Source organism: Microbacterium salitolerans (assembly GCF_019720895.1).
In the GTDB taxonomy this organism is placed as follows: Bacteria; Actinomycetota; Actinomycetes; order Actinomycetales; family Microbacteriaceae; genus Microbacterium.
In genome coordinates this window covers 451659-468810 of record NZ_JAHKSH010000004.1, presented here as the reverse complement: position 1 = coordinate 468810, position 17152 = coordinate 451659, and the positions used below count along the sequence as shown (strand labels likewise).

Here is a 17152-nt window from a genome sequence, read left to right as displayed (position 1 = left end):
TCAGTTCGCTCCCGAGAACTCGGATCGGCGGTTCACGATCCACCGCGCGGCGGCGTTGACGATGAACGTCACGATGAAGAGGATCAGACCCGTCGCGATGAGCGCGTTGACTCCGGTGCCATAGGCCTCGGGGAAGCTGAGCGCGATGTTCGCGGGGATCGTGAGCGGGTTGCCCGACTGCAGGAGCTGCAGGAGGATGATCGGCGATCCCGAGAGGACCATCGTCACGGCCATCGTCTCTCCGAGCGCGCGCCCGAGGCCGAGCATGGCGCCCGAGACCATGCCGCCGCGGGCGAAGGGGAGCACGGACATCCTGATCATCTCCCAGCGCGTCGCGCCGAGCGCGAGCGCCGCCTCCTCGTGCAGCTTCGGCGTCTGCAGGAAGACCTCGCGGCAGATGGCGGTCATGATCGGCAGGATCATCACGGCGAGGACGAGAGCGGCCGTGAGGATCGTGCGGCCGACCGGCGACACCGGCCCGGCGAAGAAGAGGTTCAGCACCGGGATGTCGCCGGCGACGGAGTTCAGCCAGACGTAGAACGGCTGGAGGAAGCTCGAGAAGAAGAGCGCGCCCCAGAGGCCGAAGACGACCGAGGGGACCGCGGCGAGGAGGTCGATGACATAGCCGAGGACCGCGGCGAGGCGCCGCGGCGCGTAGTGCGAGATGAAGAGGGCGATCCCGATCGCGATGGGCGTCGCGATGACGAGCGCGAGGAGCGACGACCACAGCGTTCCGAAGATGAACGGGCCGACGTAGCTCCAGAAGGACTGGCCATGGAGGATCGGGTTCTCTTCAGGATCCTCCGTGATCGCGGGGATCGACTGTCCGATGAGGAACACCGCCGTCGCCGCGAGGACGAGCAGGATGATGATGCCGGCGCCGAGTGCGGTGCCGGAGAAGGCGATGTCGCCGGGGCGCTTCTTGGCCTTGATCTTGTCAGCGGGCGGTGAGGGCGGCGTCGTGGACGCCGGCGCCTTCTCGGACGTACTCATGGGCTCCCAAGTCTCGGGTGGTTCAGGGAATCATGCGGGTGCCCCCACGGTGCCGGCGAGGTCGTCCTCGTTCCGGTACGCGCAGGGGCACCGATGCTGAGATCAGCCTAAGGCTGAATCACGAGCAGATGTGAGTCACTCCGTGACGATCGCGTCGATCGCGGCCTGCGCCTGCTCGCGCAGGCTGTCGGAGATCGGGGCGCTGCCCGCGGCGGCCTCTCCCGTCGCCTGGCCCTCGGGCGAGATGATGTAGGAGAAGTACTCCTTGACCAGCGCGGCGACCTCGGGGTCCTCGTAGTCGACGCAGCCGATGAGGTAGGACACGAGCGCGATCGGGTACGCACCGCCCGACGCCGACGCGGGGTCGACGGCGAAGACGAGGTCCTGGGCCTCACGGCCCTCCTCGAGCGGCGAGTTCTCGATCAGAGCGGATGCGGCCTCGGCCGAGTATGCGACGTACTCGCCATCGACGCCCACGGCGACCTGTCCGGCCTCCTCGGGAACCTGCGATGCGTCGAGGTAGCCGATCGTTCCCTGGCCGTCCTCGATGATCTGGCGCACGCCCTGCGTGCCCTGGCCCCGCTCCGTGCCGTCGATCGGCCACACACCCGAGACCTCGTAGTCCCAGACATCGGGAGCGGTGGCGGCCATGTATGCGACGAACGTCTCGGTGGTGCCCGAGTCGTCCGAGCGGTTGACCGGCGTGATCGCCGTGTCGGGCAGCTCGACGCCCTCGTTCAGCGACGCGATGGCCTCGTCGTTCCACGTCGTGATCTCGCCGGCGAAGATGCCGGCGATGGTCTCGGCGTCGAGGTTGAGCGTGTCGACGCCCTCAAGGTTGAAGGCGAGGGCGACCGGCGAGATGTAGGCCGGAACCTCGACGATGCTCTCGGAGGCGCAGCTGGCGAACTCGCCGAGCTCCTCCATCTCGAACGCACGGTCCGAGCCGATGAAGTTCGAGGCGCCGGCGATGAAGTTGTCGCGGCCAGTGCCCGAGCCGGTGGGCTCGTAGTTGATCGTCGCGCCGGGGTTCGCCGTCTGGAACTCGGCGACCCACGCCTCCTGGGCGGCGGTCTGCGACGACGCGCCGGTCGCGCCGACGGTGCCGGAGATGCCCGAGTCGCCGCCTTCGGCGCCGTCGGCGGGCGATCCGCCTTCGTTCGCGGCGCAGCCGGCGAGGGTGATGGCAGCGACGGCGCCCAGGGCGGCGACGCCGGAAAGTCGAGTGAGCTTCACTTCAGTATCCGATCCGTTGTGGAGGACAGAGATGGCGCTGGGAGGGACGCCCAACACTCAGTGAAGGTAAGCGTGCCGTCTGTCCGGATCGCAGATGGAAGGTGAACGCTGGGTTAACGAGACTTGGAGCTTCATGAGAGCGCGTAGTCGACGACGACGGGAGCGTGGTCGCTCCACCGCGCGTCGTAGGAGGGGTAGCGGTCGACACGGTACGACTCGACCGTCGGGGCGAGCGACGGCGAGGCGAGGTGATAGTCGATGCGCCACCCGGTGTCGTTGTCGAAGGCCTGTCCGCGGTTGGACCACCACGTGTACGGGCCCTCGACGTCGCCCGCGAACGTGCGGCCCACGTCGACCCACCCGAGTCCGACGCGATCGGCGCTGAACGCGCGGGTGTCGCTCAGCTCGCCGACCTTGCCGCGGCCGATGCCGGGCTGACCGGAGACCGGCTCCCCGCTGGCGCCGACGAAGCGATCGAGGTACGCGCGTTCGCGGGCGAGGTACCCGGACTTCGCGACGTTGCCCTTCCAGTTCTTGATGTCGAACTCTCGGTGGCCGACGTTCAGATCGCCCGTGACGAGAGCGAGGCCGCCGCCGAGCTCCTGCATACGGCGCTCCATCGCCTCGAGGAAGGCCCACTTCTGCTCCTGCCGGGGGGAGTCCACCTCGCCCGAGTGGACGTAGGCGGAGACGACGGTGATCTCGGCACCGCCGACGCGGAAGTCGGCTTCCAGCCAGCGTCCGGCCATGTCGGCGGGATCGATGCCGAGCGCGTCCGTGCGGTGGGAGACGGGCTCTGCGCGCGAGAGGATCGCGACGCCGGCACGGCCCTTCTGCAGCGCCTCGTGTTCGAGGACGTGCCAGCCGGGCAGCAGGGTCTCGAGATGCTCACGATTGCCGCGCACCTCCTGGATCGTCAGGATGTCGACGCCGGACGCGTCGACCCAGTCGTTCATTCCCTTGCGCGCGGCCGCGCGGATCCCGTTGACGTTGACGGAGGCGATGCGAGTCATGCTCTCCAGGGTAGGGCGTGCAGACGACGCGGCGCCGGTCCCCGAGGGGAACCGGCGCCGCGTCATGTGTGTGAGGTCAGCGACCGCCCTTGAGGACGGCCTGCTTCACCTCGGCGATGGCCTTGGTGACCTCGATGCCGCGGGGGCACGCGTCGGTGCAGTTGAAGGTCGTGCGGCAGCGCCACACGCCCTCGGCGTCGTTGAGGATGTCGAGTCGCACCTGCGACTCGTCGTCACGGGAGTCGAAGATGAACCGGTGCGCGTTGACGATCGCGGCAGGACCGAAGTACTGGCCATCGGTCCAGAACACGGGGCACGACGAGGTGCACGCGGCGCACAGGATGCACTTCGTGGTGTCGTCGAAGCGCTCGCGATCCTCGATCGACTGGTAGCGCTCCTTGCCCTTCTCGGGTGCGCTGTTCGCCTGCAGGAAGGGCTGCACCTCGCGGAACGCCGCGAAGAACGGCTCCATGTCGACGATGAGGTCCTTCTCGAGGGGAAGCCCCTTGATCGCCTCGACGTAGACGGGCTTCGAGATGTCGAGGTCCTTGATCAGCGTCTTGCAGGCGAGGCGGTTGCGGCCGTTGATGCGCATCGCGTCGGATCCGCAGATGCCGTGCGCGCACGAGCGGCGGAACGCGAGCGTGCCGTCGACGTCCCACTTGATGCGGTGGAGCGCGTCGAGGACGCGGTCGGTCGGGTACATCTCGACGTCGTAGTCGACCCAGCGCGGCTCGGCGTCGATCTCGGGGTTGTATCGGCGCACCATGAAGGTGACGAGGTAGGACTGGATGACCTCTTCTGCAGGAGCCTCGGCAGCGGCGGTGTCGGCCATCAGTACTTCCTCTCCATCGGTGCGTAGCGGAGCTCGCCTGAGTCGTCCTTCGTGAACGTCACCGGCTTCCAGTCGAGCGTGATGTGATCCTCGGGGTTCGGCGAGTGCCGGTCGCCCGTGAGGTACGCCATCGTGTGCTGCATGTACTTCTCGTCGTCGCGGTCGGGGAAGTCCTCGCGCATGTGGCCGCCGCGGCTCTCCTTGCGGTTGCGCGCGGCGTAGGCGACGATCTCGGCGAGGTCGAGCAGGAAGCCGAGCTCGATCGCCTCGAGCAGGTCGGTGTTGAACCGCTTGCCCTTGTCGTCGACGTAGATGTTCATGTAGCGCTCGCGGAGCTCGTGGATGGTGCCGAGCACGTTCGTCAGGGTCTCCTCCGTGCGGAAGACCTGAGCGTTCTTGTCCATCTCGTCCTGCAGCGTCTTGCGCAGGTCGGCGATGCGCTCGGTGCCCTTGTTCGAGCGGATCCGCTCGACCATCTCGCGGACGTCCTTCGCAGGGTCCTCGGGGAGGGGGACGAACTCGTTGGCGTTGGCGTAGGCGACGGCGTTGGTGCCGCACCGCTTGCCGAACACGTTGATGTCGAGCAGCGAGTTCGTGCCGAGGCGGTTGGATCCGTGGACGGAGACGCACGCGCACTCGCCAGCTGCGTAGAGGCCGGGGACGACGGTCTCGTTATCGGAGAGGACCTCGCCGTCGGTGTTCGTCGGGATGCCGCCCATCGCGTAGTGCGCCGTCGGCATGACGGGGACGGGCTCGACGACGGGGTCGACGCCGAGGTAGGTGCGTGCGAACTCCGTGATGTCGGGCAGCTTCGTCTCGAGCACCTCGGCACCCAGGTGGGTGCAGTCGAGGTAGACGTAGTCCTTGTTGGGGCCGGCGCCGCGGCCCTCGAGGACCTCCTTGACCATCGAGCGCGCGACGATGTCTCGGGGCGCGAGGTCCTTGATGGTCGGAGCGTAGCGCTCCATGAAGCGCTCGCCCGATGCGTTGCGGAGGATCGCGCCCTCGCCTCGTGCCCCCTCGGTGAGGAGGATGCCGAGACCCGCGAGGCCCGTCGGATGGAACTGGAAGAACTCGATGTCCTCGAGGGGGAGTCCCTTGCGCCAGACGATGCCGACGCCGTCGCCCGTGAGGGTGTGCGCGTTCGACGTCGTCTTGAACATCTTGCCGAAGCCGCCCGAGGCGAACACGACGGACTTCGCCTGGAAGACGTGCAGATCGCCCGTCGCCAGCTCGAGCGCGACGATGCCGGCGACCTTCGTCCCGCCCTCATCCTTCACCGTGATGAGGTCGAGAGCGTAGAACTCGTTGAAGAAGTTGATGCCGAGCTTGACGCAGTTCTGGTACAGCGTCTGCAGGATCATGTGACCCGTGCGGTCCGCGGCGTAGCACGCGCGGCGCACGGGGGACTTGCCGTGATCGCGGGTGTGGCCGCCGAAGCGACGCTGATCGATCTTGCCGTCGGGCGTGCGGTTGAAGGGCAGGCCCATGTTCTCGAGGTCGATGACCGCGTCGATGGCCTCCTTCGCGAGGATCTCGGCGGCGTCCTGGTCGACGAGGTAGTCGCCGCCCTTGATCGTGTCGAAGGTGTGCCACTCCCACGAGTCCTCCTCCACGTTGGCGAGCGCCGCGGCCATGCCGCCCTGCGCCGCGCCCGTGTGGGATCGCGTGGGGTAGATCTTCGTGACGACCGCGGTCTTCGCTCCGGGGCCGGCTTCGATCGCGGCGCGCATGCCCGCGCCGCCGGCGCCGACGATGACGACATCGAACTGGTGGTAGTAGACGCCGTCTCGGAACTCTGCGTCGGGGTACGTGGGAGAAGTCATTCCTCTGTCAATCTCTTCCGTCAGCCTCAGGCGCCCTGGCAGGCGCTCCAGAGCGTGCTGCTCTCGGTGACGCCCAGGCAGGGGTCGAAGGTGAACACGACGAGCGTGCCGAGCAGGATCATGAGGGCGGCGACGATGCCGATGACCCACACGAGGACGGCGCGAGCCGTCGTGTTCAGCACGTAGTCGTTGACGATCGTGCGCATGCCGTTCGCGCCGTGGATGAAGGCGAGCCACAGCATGAGGACGTCCCACCACTGCCAGAACGGGTTGGCGAGCTTCCCGGCGACGAAGGCGAAGTCGAGGGCACTGATGCCGTCGCCGACCATGAGGTTGACGAACAGGTGGCCGAAGATGAGCACGATGAGCAGGACGCCCGACGCGCGCATGTACAGCCAGCCCCACTTCTCGAGGTTCGAGCCCTTGCGTCGCGCAGGAGTGCGCGGAGCGGCGATGGTCTGGGTGCTCATCAGTGGCCACCTCCGATGTGCGAGAGGACGTTCGGGATGTGGCGCGCGCTGAAGCCGATCATCGTGACGGCCCAGACGCCGATCACACCCCAGAAGAGCTGGCGGTGGTACTTCGCGCCCTTCGACCAGAAGTCGATGAGGATCACGCGGAGGCCGTTGAACGCGTGGTAGACGATGCCTGCCACGAGCACGACCTCGCCGAAGCCCATGATCGGGTTCTTGTACGTGCCGATGACCGCGTCGTACGCCTCGGGCGACACTCGGATGAGCGCCGTGTCGAGCACGTGGACGAGAAGGAAGAAGAAGATGGCCACGCCGGTGATGCGGTGCAGCACCCAGGACCACATGCCCTCACGGCCGCGGTACAGAGTGCCGCGCGGAACCTTCGACGTGGTCTGGGACACATCGGGTGTCAGTCGCGCAGTTGCGGACACGATCGTCCTCTCTGATCGGTAGTCGTGATCCGACGAGAGCGCGTATGCAGGCACGCGGATCGGACCATCAGCCAGGATACTCCCAGCTCACCGGTCGATCGATGAAGGGCAACCTAACTCTCTTGACGTCGAGAGAAAACGCAGGTCCGGACGCCCGTCGGAGACGGCGCGCCGTCTGGCCGCGCGAGGCGGCGAACCGGCCGTCGGATAGCGTGGAGCGCATGGCTGAGCCGATTGACGACTTCTTCGCTGTGATCCCCGCGGGTGGCATCGGCTCGCGCCTGTGGCCGCTGTCGCGTGCCGAGTCTCCGAAGTTCCTGCACGACCTCACGGGATCCGGCGTCTCGCTTCTGCGCACGACCTGGGACCGTCTGCTCCCTCTCACGGGCAGCGAGAACATCGGCGTCGTGACGGGGCGCGCGCACGGCGCCGCGGTCGAGGAATCCCTTCCCGACATCGCCGCCGCGAACGTCTTCATTGAGCTGAGCCAGAAGGACTCGGCGGCCGCGATCGGCCTGGCGGCCGCGATCCTGCACCGCCGCAACCCCGACGTCATCATCGGATCGTTCGCGGCCGATCACGTGATCAAGCGCCAGCGGGTGTTCGAGTTCACGGTGCGGCAGGCGGTCGCCGCCGCGCGGGAGGGGTACATCGCCACGATCGGGATCCAGCCGTCGGAGCCCGCCGTGGGCTTCGGCTACATCAAGACGGGGGAGGAGCTCGTGATCGACGACGCTCCTCTGGCCGCTCTCGTGGAGCGCTTCGTGGAGAAGCCCGACCTCGAGACGGCGCGCGCGTACTTCGCCGACCGGTCGTACCTCTGGAATGCGGGAATGTTCATCTCGCGCGCCGACGTCCTCCTCGACGAGCTCGCGGCGAACGAGCCCGAGCTGCATGCGGGGCTCATCGAGATCGCCGCGGCGTGGGACACGGACCGCCGCGACGAGGTAGCCGAGCGCGTCTGGCCGTCGCTGAAGAAGATCGCGATCGACTACGCCATCGCGGAGCCGGCGGCCGACAAGGGGCTGCTCGCCGTGATCCCCGGTCAGTTCGACTGGGACGACGTCGGAGACTTCGCGAGCCTCTGGAAGCTCATCGCCGATGGTCGACGCGGCAAGGTCACGGTGCTCGGAAAGAACGAGAACGTCCTCGACGATGAGGCCTCGGCGCTCGTCGTCTCGCAGACCGACCGCGTCGTCGCGCTCATCGGGGTCGAGAACGTCATCGTCGTCGATACGCCGGACGCGCTCCTCGTCACGACCCCCGAGCACGCGCAGCGTGTCAAAGGCGCGGTCAGCTCCCTTCACGACCGCGGCCGCGACAGCGTCCTCTGAGCGGCGCCCGGGCACGGCTCAGGTGACCTCGCGCGCGCGTTTGTAACTTTCGCGTTGCGTCGCAGGTCACGGGGCAGATCGCTCGATGTCTCAGGGGTAACGTGTGCACGATGCCTCGGATGACGCGTGCCGAGTGGAGCACGTGCGCGGCGGGGCCTTTCGCTCAGGAGGACACAGCGTGACCAAGACGATCAAGCGCGCCGCGCTCGGCGGCCTCGCCGCCACCAGCGCCGCGATCCTGCTCGCCGGCTGCGGCACGGCGCCCGAGGAGACCGGTGGCGAAGACGGCGGAGAAGCCAGCGACTTCCTTCCCTGTCTCATCTCGGATGAGGGCGGCTGGAACGACCGCTCCTTCAATCAGTCCGCCAAGGAGGGCATGGACCGCGCGGCGGACGAGCTCGGCGTGACTCCCGTCGAGATGGAGTCGACGAACGCGAACGACTACGGCCCCAACCTCGATCAGCTTGTGGCGCAGGGCTGCGACTTCATCGTGTCGGTGGGCTTCAACCTCTCGGCGGCGACGGTCGAGTCGGCGACAGCGAACCCCGACGTGATGTACGCGATCATCGACGACTGGGCCGACAACGACTTCGACGGCGAGACCGACGCCCCGAACATCCGCCCCCTCGTCTTCAACACGGCAGAGGCCGCCTACCTCGGCGGATACGCCGCGGCGGCGTGGTCGGAGCAGACCGGTGTCAGCAAGGTCGGCACCTTCGGCGGCGGTGAGATCCCGTCGGTCATGGTGTTCATGGACGGCTTCCAGCTGGGCGTCGAGAAGTTCAACGAGGACAAGGACGCCTCGGTGGACTTCGTCGGCTGGGACACCGAGAGCCAGAAGGGCCTCTTCACGGGCGGCTTCGAGGCCAACGACACGGCGCGCCAGACGGCGCAGCAGGTGCTCTCGCAGGGCGCTGACGTCATCCTCCCGGTCGGCGGTCCGATCTACACGTCGGCCATCGCCGCGATCCGCGAGTCGTACCCCGACTCGCTCATCCTCGGCGTCGACAGCGACCTCGCTGTCAAGGAGCCCGACAACGCCGACCTGACGCTCGTCTCGATCACGAAGGCGATCGACCAGGCGACGTTCGACGCGACGGTCGAGGCCTCCGACGCCGGCGCCGATTTCGACGTGACGCCGTACGTCGGCACGCTCGAAAACGAGGGCGTGGGCCTCTCCGAGTTCCACGACTTCGAAGCCGATCTGCCCGACGGGCTGACCGACGAGATCGCCGCGCTCCAGGAGCAGATCGTCGCGGGCGAGATCGAGGTCGAATCGCCCAACTCGCCGTGACGCGCACCGCGCGCTGACGGCATCCGCAGCACGACGCTCGGGGCGACCGGATGAGGATCCGGTCGCCCCGAGCGTCGTGCGCGGCGCCGACGTTCACAGACACCTCTGTCGCCCTGTCAGGCCCTCAGGTTAGGTTGACCCCATGAAGCTCGAGCTCCGCGGCATCACCAAGCGGTTCGGAAGCCTCGTCGCCAACGATCGCATCGACCTCACGGTCGAACCGGGAGAGATCCACGCACTCCTCGGCGAGAACGGCGCAGGCAAGTCCACGCTCATGAACGTCCTGTACGGCCTCTACCAGGCCGACGAGGGCGAGATCCTCATCGACGGCGCGACCCGCCACTTCCGGGGGCCAGGCGACGCGATGGACGCCGGCATCGGCATGGTGCATCAGCACTTCATGCTGATCCCCGTGTTCACTGTGGCCGAGAACGTCGCCCTCGGTCACGAGATCACGACGAAGATCGGCGCGCTCGACCTCGGACGCGCGCGCGACCAGGTCACGCGGATCGCCGAGCGCTTCGGCTTCCACGTGGATCCGGACGCGATCGTCGAGGACCTCCCGGTCGGCGTGCAGCAGCGCGTCGAGATCATCAAGGCCCTCTCGCGCGACGCCGAGGTGCTCGTGTTCGATGAGCCGACGGCCGTGCTCACGCCGCAGGAGACCGACGAGCTGATGGCGATGATGCGTCAGCTGCGGGAAGAGGGCAAGGGCATCGTCTTCATCACCCACAAGCTGCGCGAGGTGCGCGAGGTCGCCGACCGGATCACGGTCATCCGTCGCGGCGCCGTCGTGGGGGAGGCGGCCCCGACCTCGAGCAACGCCGAGCTCGCGAGCCTGATGGTGGGGCGCGCGGTCGAGCTCACGGTGCACAAGGAGCCCGCGCAGCCGAAGGAGGGCGGCCTCAGCGTGACCGACCTGCGGGTGCGCGACGAGCACGGCATCATCATGGTCGACGGCGTGAGCTTCGATGTGCGACCCGGCGAGATCCTGGCCGTCGCGGGCGTCCAGGGCAACGGCCAGACCGAGCTGACCGAGGCGCTCATGGGCCTCGAGGCGCACGTCAGCGGATCCATCCGCCTCGACGGGACGGAGCTGCGCGGACGGAGCGTGCACACGATCCTCGAGGCGGGCGTCGGCTTCGTGCCGGAGGACCGCACGATCGAAGGGCTCGTCGGCACGATGACGATCTCCGAGAACCTCATCCTCGACCGCACGGACACGGGGGAGTTCTCCCGTGGCGGCACGCTGCAGCGCCGCGTGATGGACGCCTTCGCCCGCGAGCGCATCGAGGAGTTCGACATCCGTGCCCAGGGGCCGCACGTGGCGGCGGGCACGTTGTCGGGCGGGAACCAGCAGAAGGTCGTCGTCGCGCGCGAGATGAACCGCGACATCAAGCTCCTGATCGCCGCGCAGCCGACGCGCGGCGTCGACGTCGGGTCGATCGAGTTCATCCACAGTCGCATCGTCGCCGCGCGCGACGAGGGACTCGCGGTCATCGTGGTGTCGACCGAGCTCGACGAGGTCGTCGCGCTCGCCGATCGCATCGCCGTCATGTACCGCGGCGAGATCGTCGGCATCGTCCCCGGCGACACCCCGCGCGACACGCTCGGTCTCATGATGGCCGGCGCCGACATCGAGGAGGACGCCGCGTGAGCGCGCAGACCGACACCCCCGCGGAGGCCCCGCGCGCCAACGCGATGATCCGCGAGATGCTGCGTGGAAGCCTCGTCACGACGATCCTGGCGTTCGTCGTCGCGCTCGTCGTCGGCGGCGTGCTGATCGCAGCGACGAGCGAGGAGGTCCGGGCGTCGCTCGGCTACTTCCTCGCGCGCCCCGCGGACACGTTCGTCGCCATCTGGGACGCCGTCGGAGGAGCGTATGAAGCGCTGTTCCGCGGCGCGATCTACAACACGAACGCCGACACCTTCGCGGCGGGCATCCGCTCCCTGACGAACTCGATCGGGTACTCGGCGCCGCTGATCGCCGCCGGCCTCGGCGTCGCGCTCGCGTTCCGCGTCGGCATGTTCAACATCGGCGCCCAGGGCCAGATCATCTTCGGCGCGGCCTTCGCCGCCCTCATCACCTTCCCGATGGGGCTCGGCTGGCCGACGCAGATGGTCATGACGATGCTCGGCGCGATCGTCGGCGGTGCGGTGTGGGCCGGCATCGTCGGCGTGCTGAAGGCGCTCACGGGCGCGCACGAGGTGATCCTCACGATCATGCTCAACTACGTGGCGGTCTATCTCGTCACGTGGATGGTGTCGACGCCCGGCGTGCTGCAGAAGACCGGCAGCAACCAGCCCATCTCCGACCCGACACCCGAGGCGGCGCTGTTCCCGAACCTGCTCGGGCCGCAGTTCCCGGCGCTCGACTGGGGCTTCGTGTTCGTCCTGCTCGCGGCGGGTTTCGTCTACTGGCTCCTCGAACGGTCGAACCTCGGCATGCGCATGCGCGCGGTGGGAGAGAACCCCCATGCCGCGCGCGCGGCCGGCATCGACGTCAAGCGCATCTACATCTACGCGATGCTCTTCGCGGGCGGCCTCGCGGGACTCGCGGCGGCGCAGCAGATCCAGGGTGCCGTCACGAGCGGATTCACCAGCACGATCGACGCGGGCTTCGGCTTCGACGCGATCACGGTCGCGCTCCTTGGCCGCAGTCGGGCGTTCGGCACGGTCGCGGCCGGCCTGCTGTTCGGCGCCCTCAAGGCGGGCTCGTACTCGATGCAGGCGGCCGAGGGGATCCCCGTCGACATCGTGCTCGTCGTGCAGGCCGTTGTGGTGCTGTTCGTCGCGGCGCCGCCGCTCGTGCGCACGATCTTCTTCCTGCCGAAGAGCGAGCAGGAGATCCAGGCGAAGAAGAGAGCCCAGCAGGCGAAGAAGGCGGTGGCGCGATGAGCGACCAGATCGTCCACGACCCGCAGACGACGCCGGACGAGGGCCCCATCGAGCATCGGCGCGTGCGCACGCGCACCTGGAAGCTCCCGATCACACTCGGCATCGCGACCGCGATCCTGGCGCTCCTGTTCCTGCTCGTGCCGCGACCTGGCGTGGCCGTGTTCCGCCTGGCGGGCGGCCCGTCGACGATCCAGCTCGGCGACCTCTCGATCCCCGCGATGCCGGCCGCGTTCGCGAGCCTCGCGCTGCTCGCGGCGCTGATGGCCTGGTCCGTGGCGGACACGCTCGCGTATCGGCGCACGCGCCTCTGGCTGCCGATCGCATTCGCCGCGTTCGGCGTCTTCGGCTTCCTCGCCTGGGCGGGCGCCGACGGACTCATCCCCGTCGTGAGCCTCCTGGCGGGCGCGCTGTCCCTCTCGGTCCCGCTCGTCCTCGGCGGGCTGGGCGGCGTGATCGGCGAGCGCGTCGGCGTCGTGAACGTCGCGATCGAGGGGCAGCTCCTGCTCGGCGCGTTCAATGCGGCCGTGCTGTCGTCGCTCACCGACAATCCCTTCGTGGGCCTCGTCGGAGCCATGATCGGCGGCGTGCTCGTGGCGCTCGTGCTCGCGGTGTTCTCCATCACGTACCTCGTCCAGCAGGTGATCGTCGGTGTCGTGCTCAACGTGCTCGTGCTCGGTCTCACGACGTTCCTCTACGGGATCGTCCTGGTGCCCAACGAGCTGGTCCTCAACCGGGCCACGCGCTTCCCCGCCTGGCCGGTTCCGGTGCTCAGCGAGATCCCCGTCATCGGCCCCGTGCTGTTCAACCAGACGTTCATCGTCTACTTCATGTACATCGCGGTCGCGCTCGTCACGTGGGGGCTGTTCCGCACCCGCTGGGGCCTCCGCGTGCGGGCCGTCGGCGAGCACCCGCAGGCCGCGGACACCGTCGGCATCAAGGTGAACCCGACGCGGTTCTGGAACGTCACGCTCGGCGGCGCCATCGCGGGAGCGGGCGGCGCCTACTTCACGCTCGTGTCGGTGCCGCAGTTCGGCGAGAACATGACGGCCGGCCTCGGATTCATCGCGCTCGCGACCGTGATCTTCGGCCAGTGGCACCCTGTCAAGGCCGCCCTCGCAGGTCTGCTGTTCGGGTTCGCGAATCAGCTGCAGGGCCTCCTCGTGGTGCTCGGCACGCCGATTCCGAGCGAGTTCATGCTCATGCTCCCGTACCTCGTCACGATCCTCGCCGTCGTCGGCTTCGTCGGCGGATCGCGGGCACCCGCCAGCACGGGCAAGCCGTACATCAAGGGATGAGCGACAGCCATATGACAGACATCGACTGGGACCAGCTCCGCGGCGTCGCGACCGACGCGACGAAGAAGGCGTACGTGCCGTACTCGAAGTATCCGGTCGGGGCGGCGGCGCTCGTCTCCGACGGACGCATCGTGGCCGGCTGCAACGTCGAGAACGCCGGCTACGGCGTGACGCTCTGCGCCGAGTGCGGCCTGATCTCCGACCTCGCCATGTCGGGAGGAGGCCGGCTCGTCGCCTTCGTGTGCGTCAACGCCGACGGCGAGGTGATCATGCCGTGCGGCCGGTGCCGGCAGCTGCTGAGCGAGCACGCGCTCCCGGGCATGCTTCTCGAGACCGTGTCGGGGATCCGCACGATGGACGAGGTCCTGCCGGACGCCTTCGGCCCGCGCGACCTCGACGCCACGGCCAGCTGATGGCCACCCCGCACCGCGCACGACGACGAACGACACGAGAGAGAACCACATGAGCGAGCCCTTCGACGCCGTCGACGTGATCCGAGCGAAGCGCGACGGCGCGCCCGTGCCAGAGGATCAGCTCCGGTGGATGGTCGACGCGTACACGCGCGGCTATGTCGCCGACGCGCAGATGTCGGCGTTCACCATGGCGATCCTGCTGAACGGCATGTCGCGCGATGAGATCCGCGTCATGACCGACGCGATGATCGCGTCGGGGGAGCGCATGAGCTTCGCCGGCATCGGCAAGCGCACGACCGACAAGCACTCGACGGGGGGCGTGGGCGACAAGATCACGCTGCCGCTCGCGCCGCTCGTCGCGACCTACGGCGTCGCGGTGCCGCAGCTGTCGGGACGCGGACTCGGCCACACGGGCGGCACGCTCGACAAGCTCGAATCGATCCCCGGATGGCGCGCGGCGCTGACGAACGACGAGATGCGCGCGCAGCTCGCGGGAGACGTGGGGGCCGTGATCTGCGCCGCGGGCACCGGGCTCGCGCCCGCCGACAAGAAGCTCTACGCCCTGCGCGACGTCACGGGGACCGTCGAGGCGATCCCGCTCATCGCGTCGAGCATCATGTCGAAGAAGATCGCCGAGGGCACGGAATCGCTCGTGCTCGACGTGAAGTTCGGATCCGGGGCCTTCATGAAGGACGAGTCGCGTGCACGCGAGCTCGCCGAGACGATGGTGGCGCTCGGATCCGACTCCGGCGTGGACACGACGGCGCTCCTCACCGACATGTCGACGCCGCTCGGGCGCACGGTCGGCAACGCGAACGAGGTGCGCGAGTCGGTCGAGGTGCTCGCGGGCGGAGGTCCGGCCGACGTCGTCGAGCTGACGGTCGCGCTCGCGCGGGAGATGCTCCGCATGGCGGGGGTCGACGCGGATCCGTCGGAGGCCCTCTCCGACGGTCGGGCCATGGACACCTGGCGCCGCATGATCCGCGCGCAGGACGGCGATCCGGAAGCGGCGCTCCCGACCCCGCGCGAGACGCACGTCGTCACCGCGGATCGCGACGGAGTGGTCACGCGCATGGACGCGTTCGACGTCGGCATCGCGGCATGGCGGCTCGGCGCGGGTCGCGCGCGAGCGTCGGATCCGGTCGTCCACGCAGCGGGTATCGACCTGCACGCGAAGCCCGGCGATCGCGTCGCCGCGGGGGATCCGCTGCTCACGCTCAACGCCGACGACGACGCCCGCTTCGCGCGCGCCCTCGACGCGCTGGCGGGCGCGTACGACATCGGCGATACTGCTCCCGTGCCCGCGCCGATCGTGCGCGCGCGCATCACCGCCTGAATGAACCGCTCGCGCCGTCAGGAGAACCGCATGCCCCAGGGCAAGAACCACCGTCCCGCCCGCCACGAGGCGCGCATCGGCGGCGTCCCCGTCCGCAGCCTCCCCAAGATCTCGCTGCACGACCACCTCGACGGCGGGCTGCGGGCGTCGACCGTCATCGATCTCGCGACCGAGATGGACGTCGCGCTTCCCGCAAAGGATCCGCGGGAGCTCGCCGACTGGTTCGCCGAGCAGGCCGCGTCCGAGTCGCTCGTCGAGTACCTCCGGACATTCGAGCTGACGATCGCCGTCATGCAGTCTGCCGATGCCCTCACGCGCGTCGCGCGCGAGTTCGTGGAGGACCTCGCGAACGACGGCGTCATCTACGGCGAGGTCCGCTGGGCCCCCGAGCAGCATCTCGACGGCGGACTCACCCTCGACGAGGCCGTGCAGGCTGTGCAGGAGGGCCTCGAGCAGGGCGAGGAGGCGGCCGACGCGGGCGGGCACTCGATCCGCGTGAACCAGATCCTCTCCGCTCTGCGGCAGGCGGATCGCTCGCTCGAGGTCGCGCGCGTCGCGCTCGACTTCCGCGAGGAGGGCGTCGTCGGCTTCGACCTCGCAGGTCCGGAGGACGGGTATCCCGCGTCACGCCATCAGGAGGCGCTCGACCTGCTGGCACGCGAGTTCTTCCCCGTCACGCTGCACGCGGGCGAGGCGGCGGGCCCCGATTCGATCCGCGGCGCGATTCTCGACGGCCGCGCCCTGCGGCTCGGCCACGGCGTGCGCATCGCGGAGGAGCTCGAGGAGGTCGAGACCGAGGGCGACGAGGTCCATGTGATCTTCGGCGATCTCGCCCGCTGGGTACGCGACCGCGAGATCCCTCTCGAGCTCGCGCCCACCTCGAACCTCGGCACCGGGGCGATCGCGCGCTGGGGGACCACTCTGGAGGATCACCCGTTCGATCTGCTCTACCAGCTGGGCTTCTGCGTCACGGTCAACACGGACAACCGCCTGATGAGTCGCACGACGCTCACGCGCGAGCTCGCGAAGCTCGCGGAGACGTTCGGGTACGAGCTCGACGACATCGAGCAGTTCCAACTGAATGCGGCGGCGGCCACATTCCTGCCCGTCGAGCAGCGGGAGGAGCTGATCGACCTCGTCGCCGACGGCTTCGATCGCTGACGCCCGCGGTGGCGGGGTGCGTCAGCGCGTGCCCCAGTTGTAGAGCTGCTTGCGCAGGTGGAGGTAGAGGAACGTCTCGGTCGCCGAGACGCCCTCGATTCCGCGGATCCTCTCGTTGAGGATCTCGATGAGCTCGTCATCGTCTTCGCAGAGCACCTCGGCGATGATGTCGAACGATCCTGCCGTCATGACGACGTAGACGACGAAGGGCAGCTCGCTGAGCGCGTCCGCGACCTGGCGGGCGTCGCCGGAGACGCGGACGCCGATCATCGCCTGTCGGGCGAATCCCATCTGCACGGGGTCGGTGACCGCGACGATCTGCATCACGCCGGCATCGGTGAGGCGCTGCACGCGCTGGCGCACGGCGGCCTCGCTGAGCCCGACCGCCTTGCCGATCTCGGAGTACGACCGACGACCGTCGGTCTGCAGCAGCTCGATGATCGCCTTCGACGTGTCGTCGAGGGCAGGTGCATTGCGCTTCGAGGTCATGGCTCGATTGTCGCATCGTTGCGGGTCCTGCGGATCTCATCGACACGCGAGGGTAAACGTGCGAATAGCGTTGCCAGAACGCAGATTCGCAACGGATTCCGTTGCGAACGCGCTCGGTCTCGCCT

16 protein-coding genes are annotated in these 17152 nt (G+C 68.5%); 8 read left to right on the top strand and 8 right to left on the bottom strand.

Annotated features, from left to right (window positions below; all coding sequences use genetic code 11):
• From pstC to sdhC, 7 genes are all read right to left on the bottom strand, one after another.
• A complete protein-coding gene (pstC, locus tag KOL93_RS11605) occupies nucleotides 1-993 on the bottom strand; it encodes a phosphate ABC transporter permease subunit PstC (RefSeq protein WP_221585513.1) in 993 nt (330 codons plus the stop codon).
• 135 nt (nucleotides 994-1128) lie between these two features.
• Nucleotides 1129-2229: a phosphate ABC transporter substrate-binding protein PstS gene (locus tag KOL93_RS11600; protein ID WP_221585512.1), complete on the bottom strand. Its 1101-nt coding sequence runs from the start codon at nucleotides 2227-2229 to the stop codon at nucleotides 1129-1131.
• A 131-nt stretch (nucleotides 2230-2360) separates the two neighbouring features.
• Nucleotides 2361-3242, bottom strand: a complete 882-nt coding sequence (locus KOL93_RS11595) for an exodeoxyribonuclease III (protein WP_221585511.1) — start codon at nucleotides 3240-3242, stop codon at nucleotides 2361-2363.
• Nucleotides 3243-3318: 76 nt separating this feature from the next.
• Nucleotides 3319-4077, bottom strand: a complete 759-nt coding sequence (locus tag KOL93_RS11590) for a succinate dehydrogenase iron-sulfur subunit (protein WP_221585510.1) — start codon at nucleotides 4075-4077, stop codon at nucleotides 3319-3321.
• Nucleotides 4077-5903, bottom strand: a complete 1827-nt coding sequence (gene sdhA, locus KOL93_RS11585) for a succinate dehydrogenase flavoprotein subunit (protein WP_221585509.1) — start codon at nucleotides 5901-5903, stop codon at nucleotides 4077-4079. Before sdhA ends, KOL93_RS11590 begins: the two co-directional genes overlap by 1 nt.
• A gap of 26 nt (nucleotides 5904-5929) precedes the next feature.
• A complete protein-coding gene (locus tag KOL93_RS11580) occupies nucleotides 5930-6373 on the bottom strand; it encodes a succinate dehydrogenase hydrophobic membrane anchor subunit (RefSeq protein WP_221585508.1) in 444 nt (147 codons plus the stop codon).
• Nucleotides 6373-6807 (bottom strand): succinate dehydrogenase, cytochrome b556 subunit, encoded by a 435-nt coding sequence (gene sdhC / locus KOL93_RS11575; protein ID WP_221585507.1) that lies wholly within the window; start codon nucleotides 6805-6807, stop codon nucleotides 6373-6375. Before sdhC ends, KOL93_RS11580 begins: the two co-directional genes overlap by 1 nt.
• 221 nt (nucleotides 6808-7028) lie before the next feature.
• Between sdhC and KOL93_RS11570 the strand changes: the two genes are divergently transcribed.
• The 8 genes from KOL93_RS11570 to KOL93_RS11535 all read left to right on the top strand — a co-directional run bounded on the left by KOL93_RS11570 (nucleotide 7029) and on the right by KOL93_RS11535 (nucleotide 16538).
• On the top strand, nucleotides 7029-8141 hold the full coding sequence (locus KOL93_RS11570) for a mannose-1-phosphate guanylyltransferase (RefSeq protein ID WP_221585506.1): 1113 nt from the start codon (nucleotides 7029-7031) through the stop codon (nucleotides 8139-8141).
• A 178-nt stretch (nucleotides 8142-8319) separates the two neighbouring features.
• Nucleotides 8320-9435, top strand: coding sequence for a BMP family lipoprotein (locus KOL93_RS11565; protein WP_221585505.1), 1116 nt, complete (start codon nucleotides 8320-8322; stop codon nucleotides 9433-9435).
• A gap of 142 nt (nucleotides 9436-9577) precedes the next feature.
• A complete protein-coding gene (locus tag KOL93_RS11560; protein WP_221585504.1) occupies nucleotides 9578-11092 on the top strand; it encodes an ABC transporter ATP-binding protein in 1515 nt (504 codons plus the stop codon).
• A gap of 44 nt (nucleotides 11093-11136) precedes the next feature.
• A complete protein-coding gene (locus KOL93_RS11555; RefSeq protein ID WP_221585621.1) occupies nucleotides 11137-12333 on the top strand; it encodes an ABC transporter permease in 1197 nt (398 codons plus the stop codon).
• A complete protein-coding gene (locus KOL93_RS11550; RefSeq protein ID WP_221585503.1) occupies nucleotides 12330-13628 on the top strand; it encodes an ABC transporter permease in 1299 nt (432 codons plus the stop codon). The genes KOL93_RS11555 and KOL93_RS11550 overlap by 4 nt, the downstream gene beginning before the upstream one ends.
• A gap of 11 nt (nucleotides 13629-13639) precedes the next feature.
• Nucleotides 13640-14041 carry a cytidine deaminase gene (locus KOL93_RS11545; RefSeq protein WP_221585502.1) on the top strand — a complete coding sequence of 134 codons (402 nt, stop codon included), beginning with the start codon at nucleotides 13640-13642 and terminating at the stop codon, nucleotides 14039-14041.
• 49 nt (nucleotides 14042-14090) lie between these two features.
• Nucleotides 14091-15377: a thymidine phosphorylase gene (locus KOL93_RS11540; RefSeq protein ID WP_221585501.1), complete on the top strand. Its 1287-nt coding sequence runs from the start codon at nucleotides 14091-14093 to the stop codon at nucleotides 15375-15377.
• A 30-nt stretch (nucleotides 15378-15407) separates the two neighbouring features.
• Nucleotides 15408-16538, top strand: a complete 1131-nt coding sequence (locus tag KOL93_RS11535; protein ID WP_221585500.1) for an adenosine deaminase — start codon at nucleotides 15408-15410, stop codon at nucleotides 16536-16538.
• Between the two features lie 21 nt (nucleotides 16539-16559).
• On the opposite strand, the gene KOL93_RS11530 is transcribed toward KOL93_RS11535, so the two are convergent.
• Nucleotides 16560-17027, bottom strand: coding sequence for an Lrp/AsnC family transcriptional regulator (locus KOL93_RS11530; protein WP_221585499.1), 468 nt, complete (start codon nucleotides 17025-17027; stop codon nucleotides 16560-16562).
• Between the last annotated feature and the right edge of the window lie 125 nt (nucleotides 17028-17152).

Coding starts and splice junctions, on each gene's coding strand:
- pstC (WP_221585513.1), bottom strand. CDS start 993: ATGAGTACGTCCGAGAAGGCGCCGGCGTCCACGACGCCGCCCTCACCG.
- KOL93_RS11595 (WP_221585511.1), bottom strand. CDS start 3,242: ATGACTCGCATCGCCTCCGTCAACGTCAACGGGATCCGCGCGGCCGCG.
- KOL93_RS11590 (WP_221585510.1), bottom strand. CDS start 4,077: ATGGCCGACACCGCCGCTGCCGAGGCTCCTGCAGAAGAGGTCATCCAG.
- sdhA (WP_221585509.1), bottom strand. CDS start 5,903: ATGACTTCTCCCACGTACCCCGACGCAGAGTTCCGAGACGGCGTCTAC.
- KOL93_RS11580 (WP_221585508.1), bottom strand. CDS start 6,373: ATGAGCACCCAGACCATCGCCGCTCCGCGCACTCCTGCGCGACGCAAG.
- KOL93_RS11570 (WP_221585506.1), top strand. CDS start 7,029: ATGGCTGAGCCGATTGACGACTTCTTCGCTGTGATCCCCGCGGGTGGC.
- KOL93_RS11560 (WP_221585504.1), top strand. CDS start 9,578: ATGAAGCTCGAGCTCCGCGGCATCACCAAGCGGTTCGGAAGCCTCGTC.
- KOL93_RS11555 (WP_221585621.1), top strand. CDS start 11,137: ATGATCCGCGAGATGCTGCGTGGAAGCCTCGTCACGACGATCCTGGCG.
- KOL93_RS11550 (WP_221585503.1), top strand. CDS start 12,330: ATGAGCGACCAGATCGTCCACGACCCGCAGACGACGCCGGACGAGGGC.
- KOL93_RS11545 (WP_221585502.1), top strand. CDS start 13,640: ATGACAGACATCGACTGGGACCAGCTCCGCGGCGTCGCGACCGACGCG.
- KOL93_RS11540 (WP_221585501.1), top strand. CDS start 14,091: ATGAGCGAGCCCTTCGACGCCGTCGACGTGATCCGAGCGAAGCGCGAC.
- KOL93_RS11535 (WP_221585500.1), top strand. CDS start 15,408: ATGCCCCAGGGCAAGAACCACCGTCCCGCCCGCCACGAGGCGCGCATC.
- KOL93_RS11530 (WP_221585499.1), bottom strand. CDS start 17,027: ATGACCTCGAAGCGCAATGCACCTGCCCTCGACGACACGTCGAAGGCG.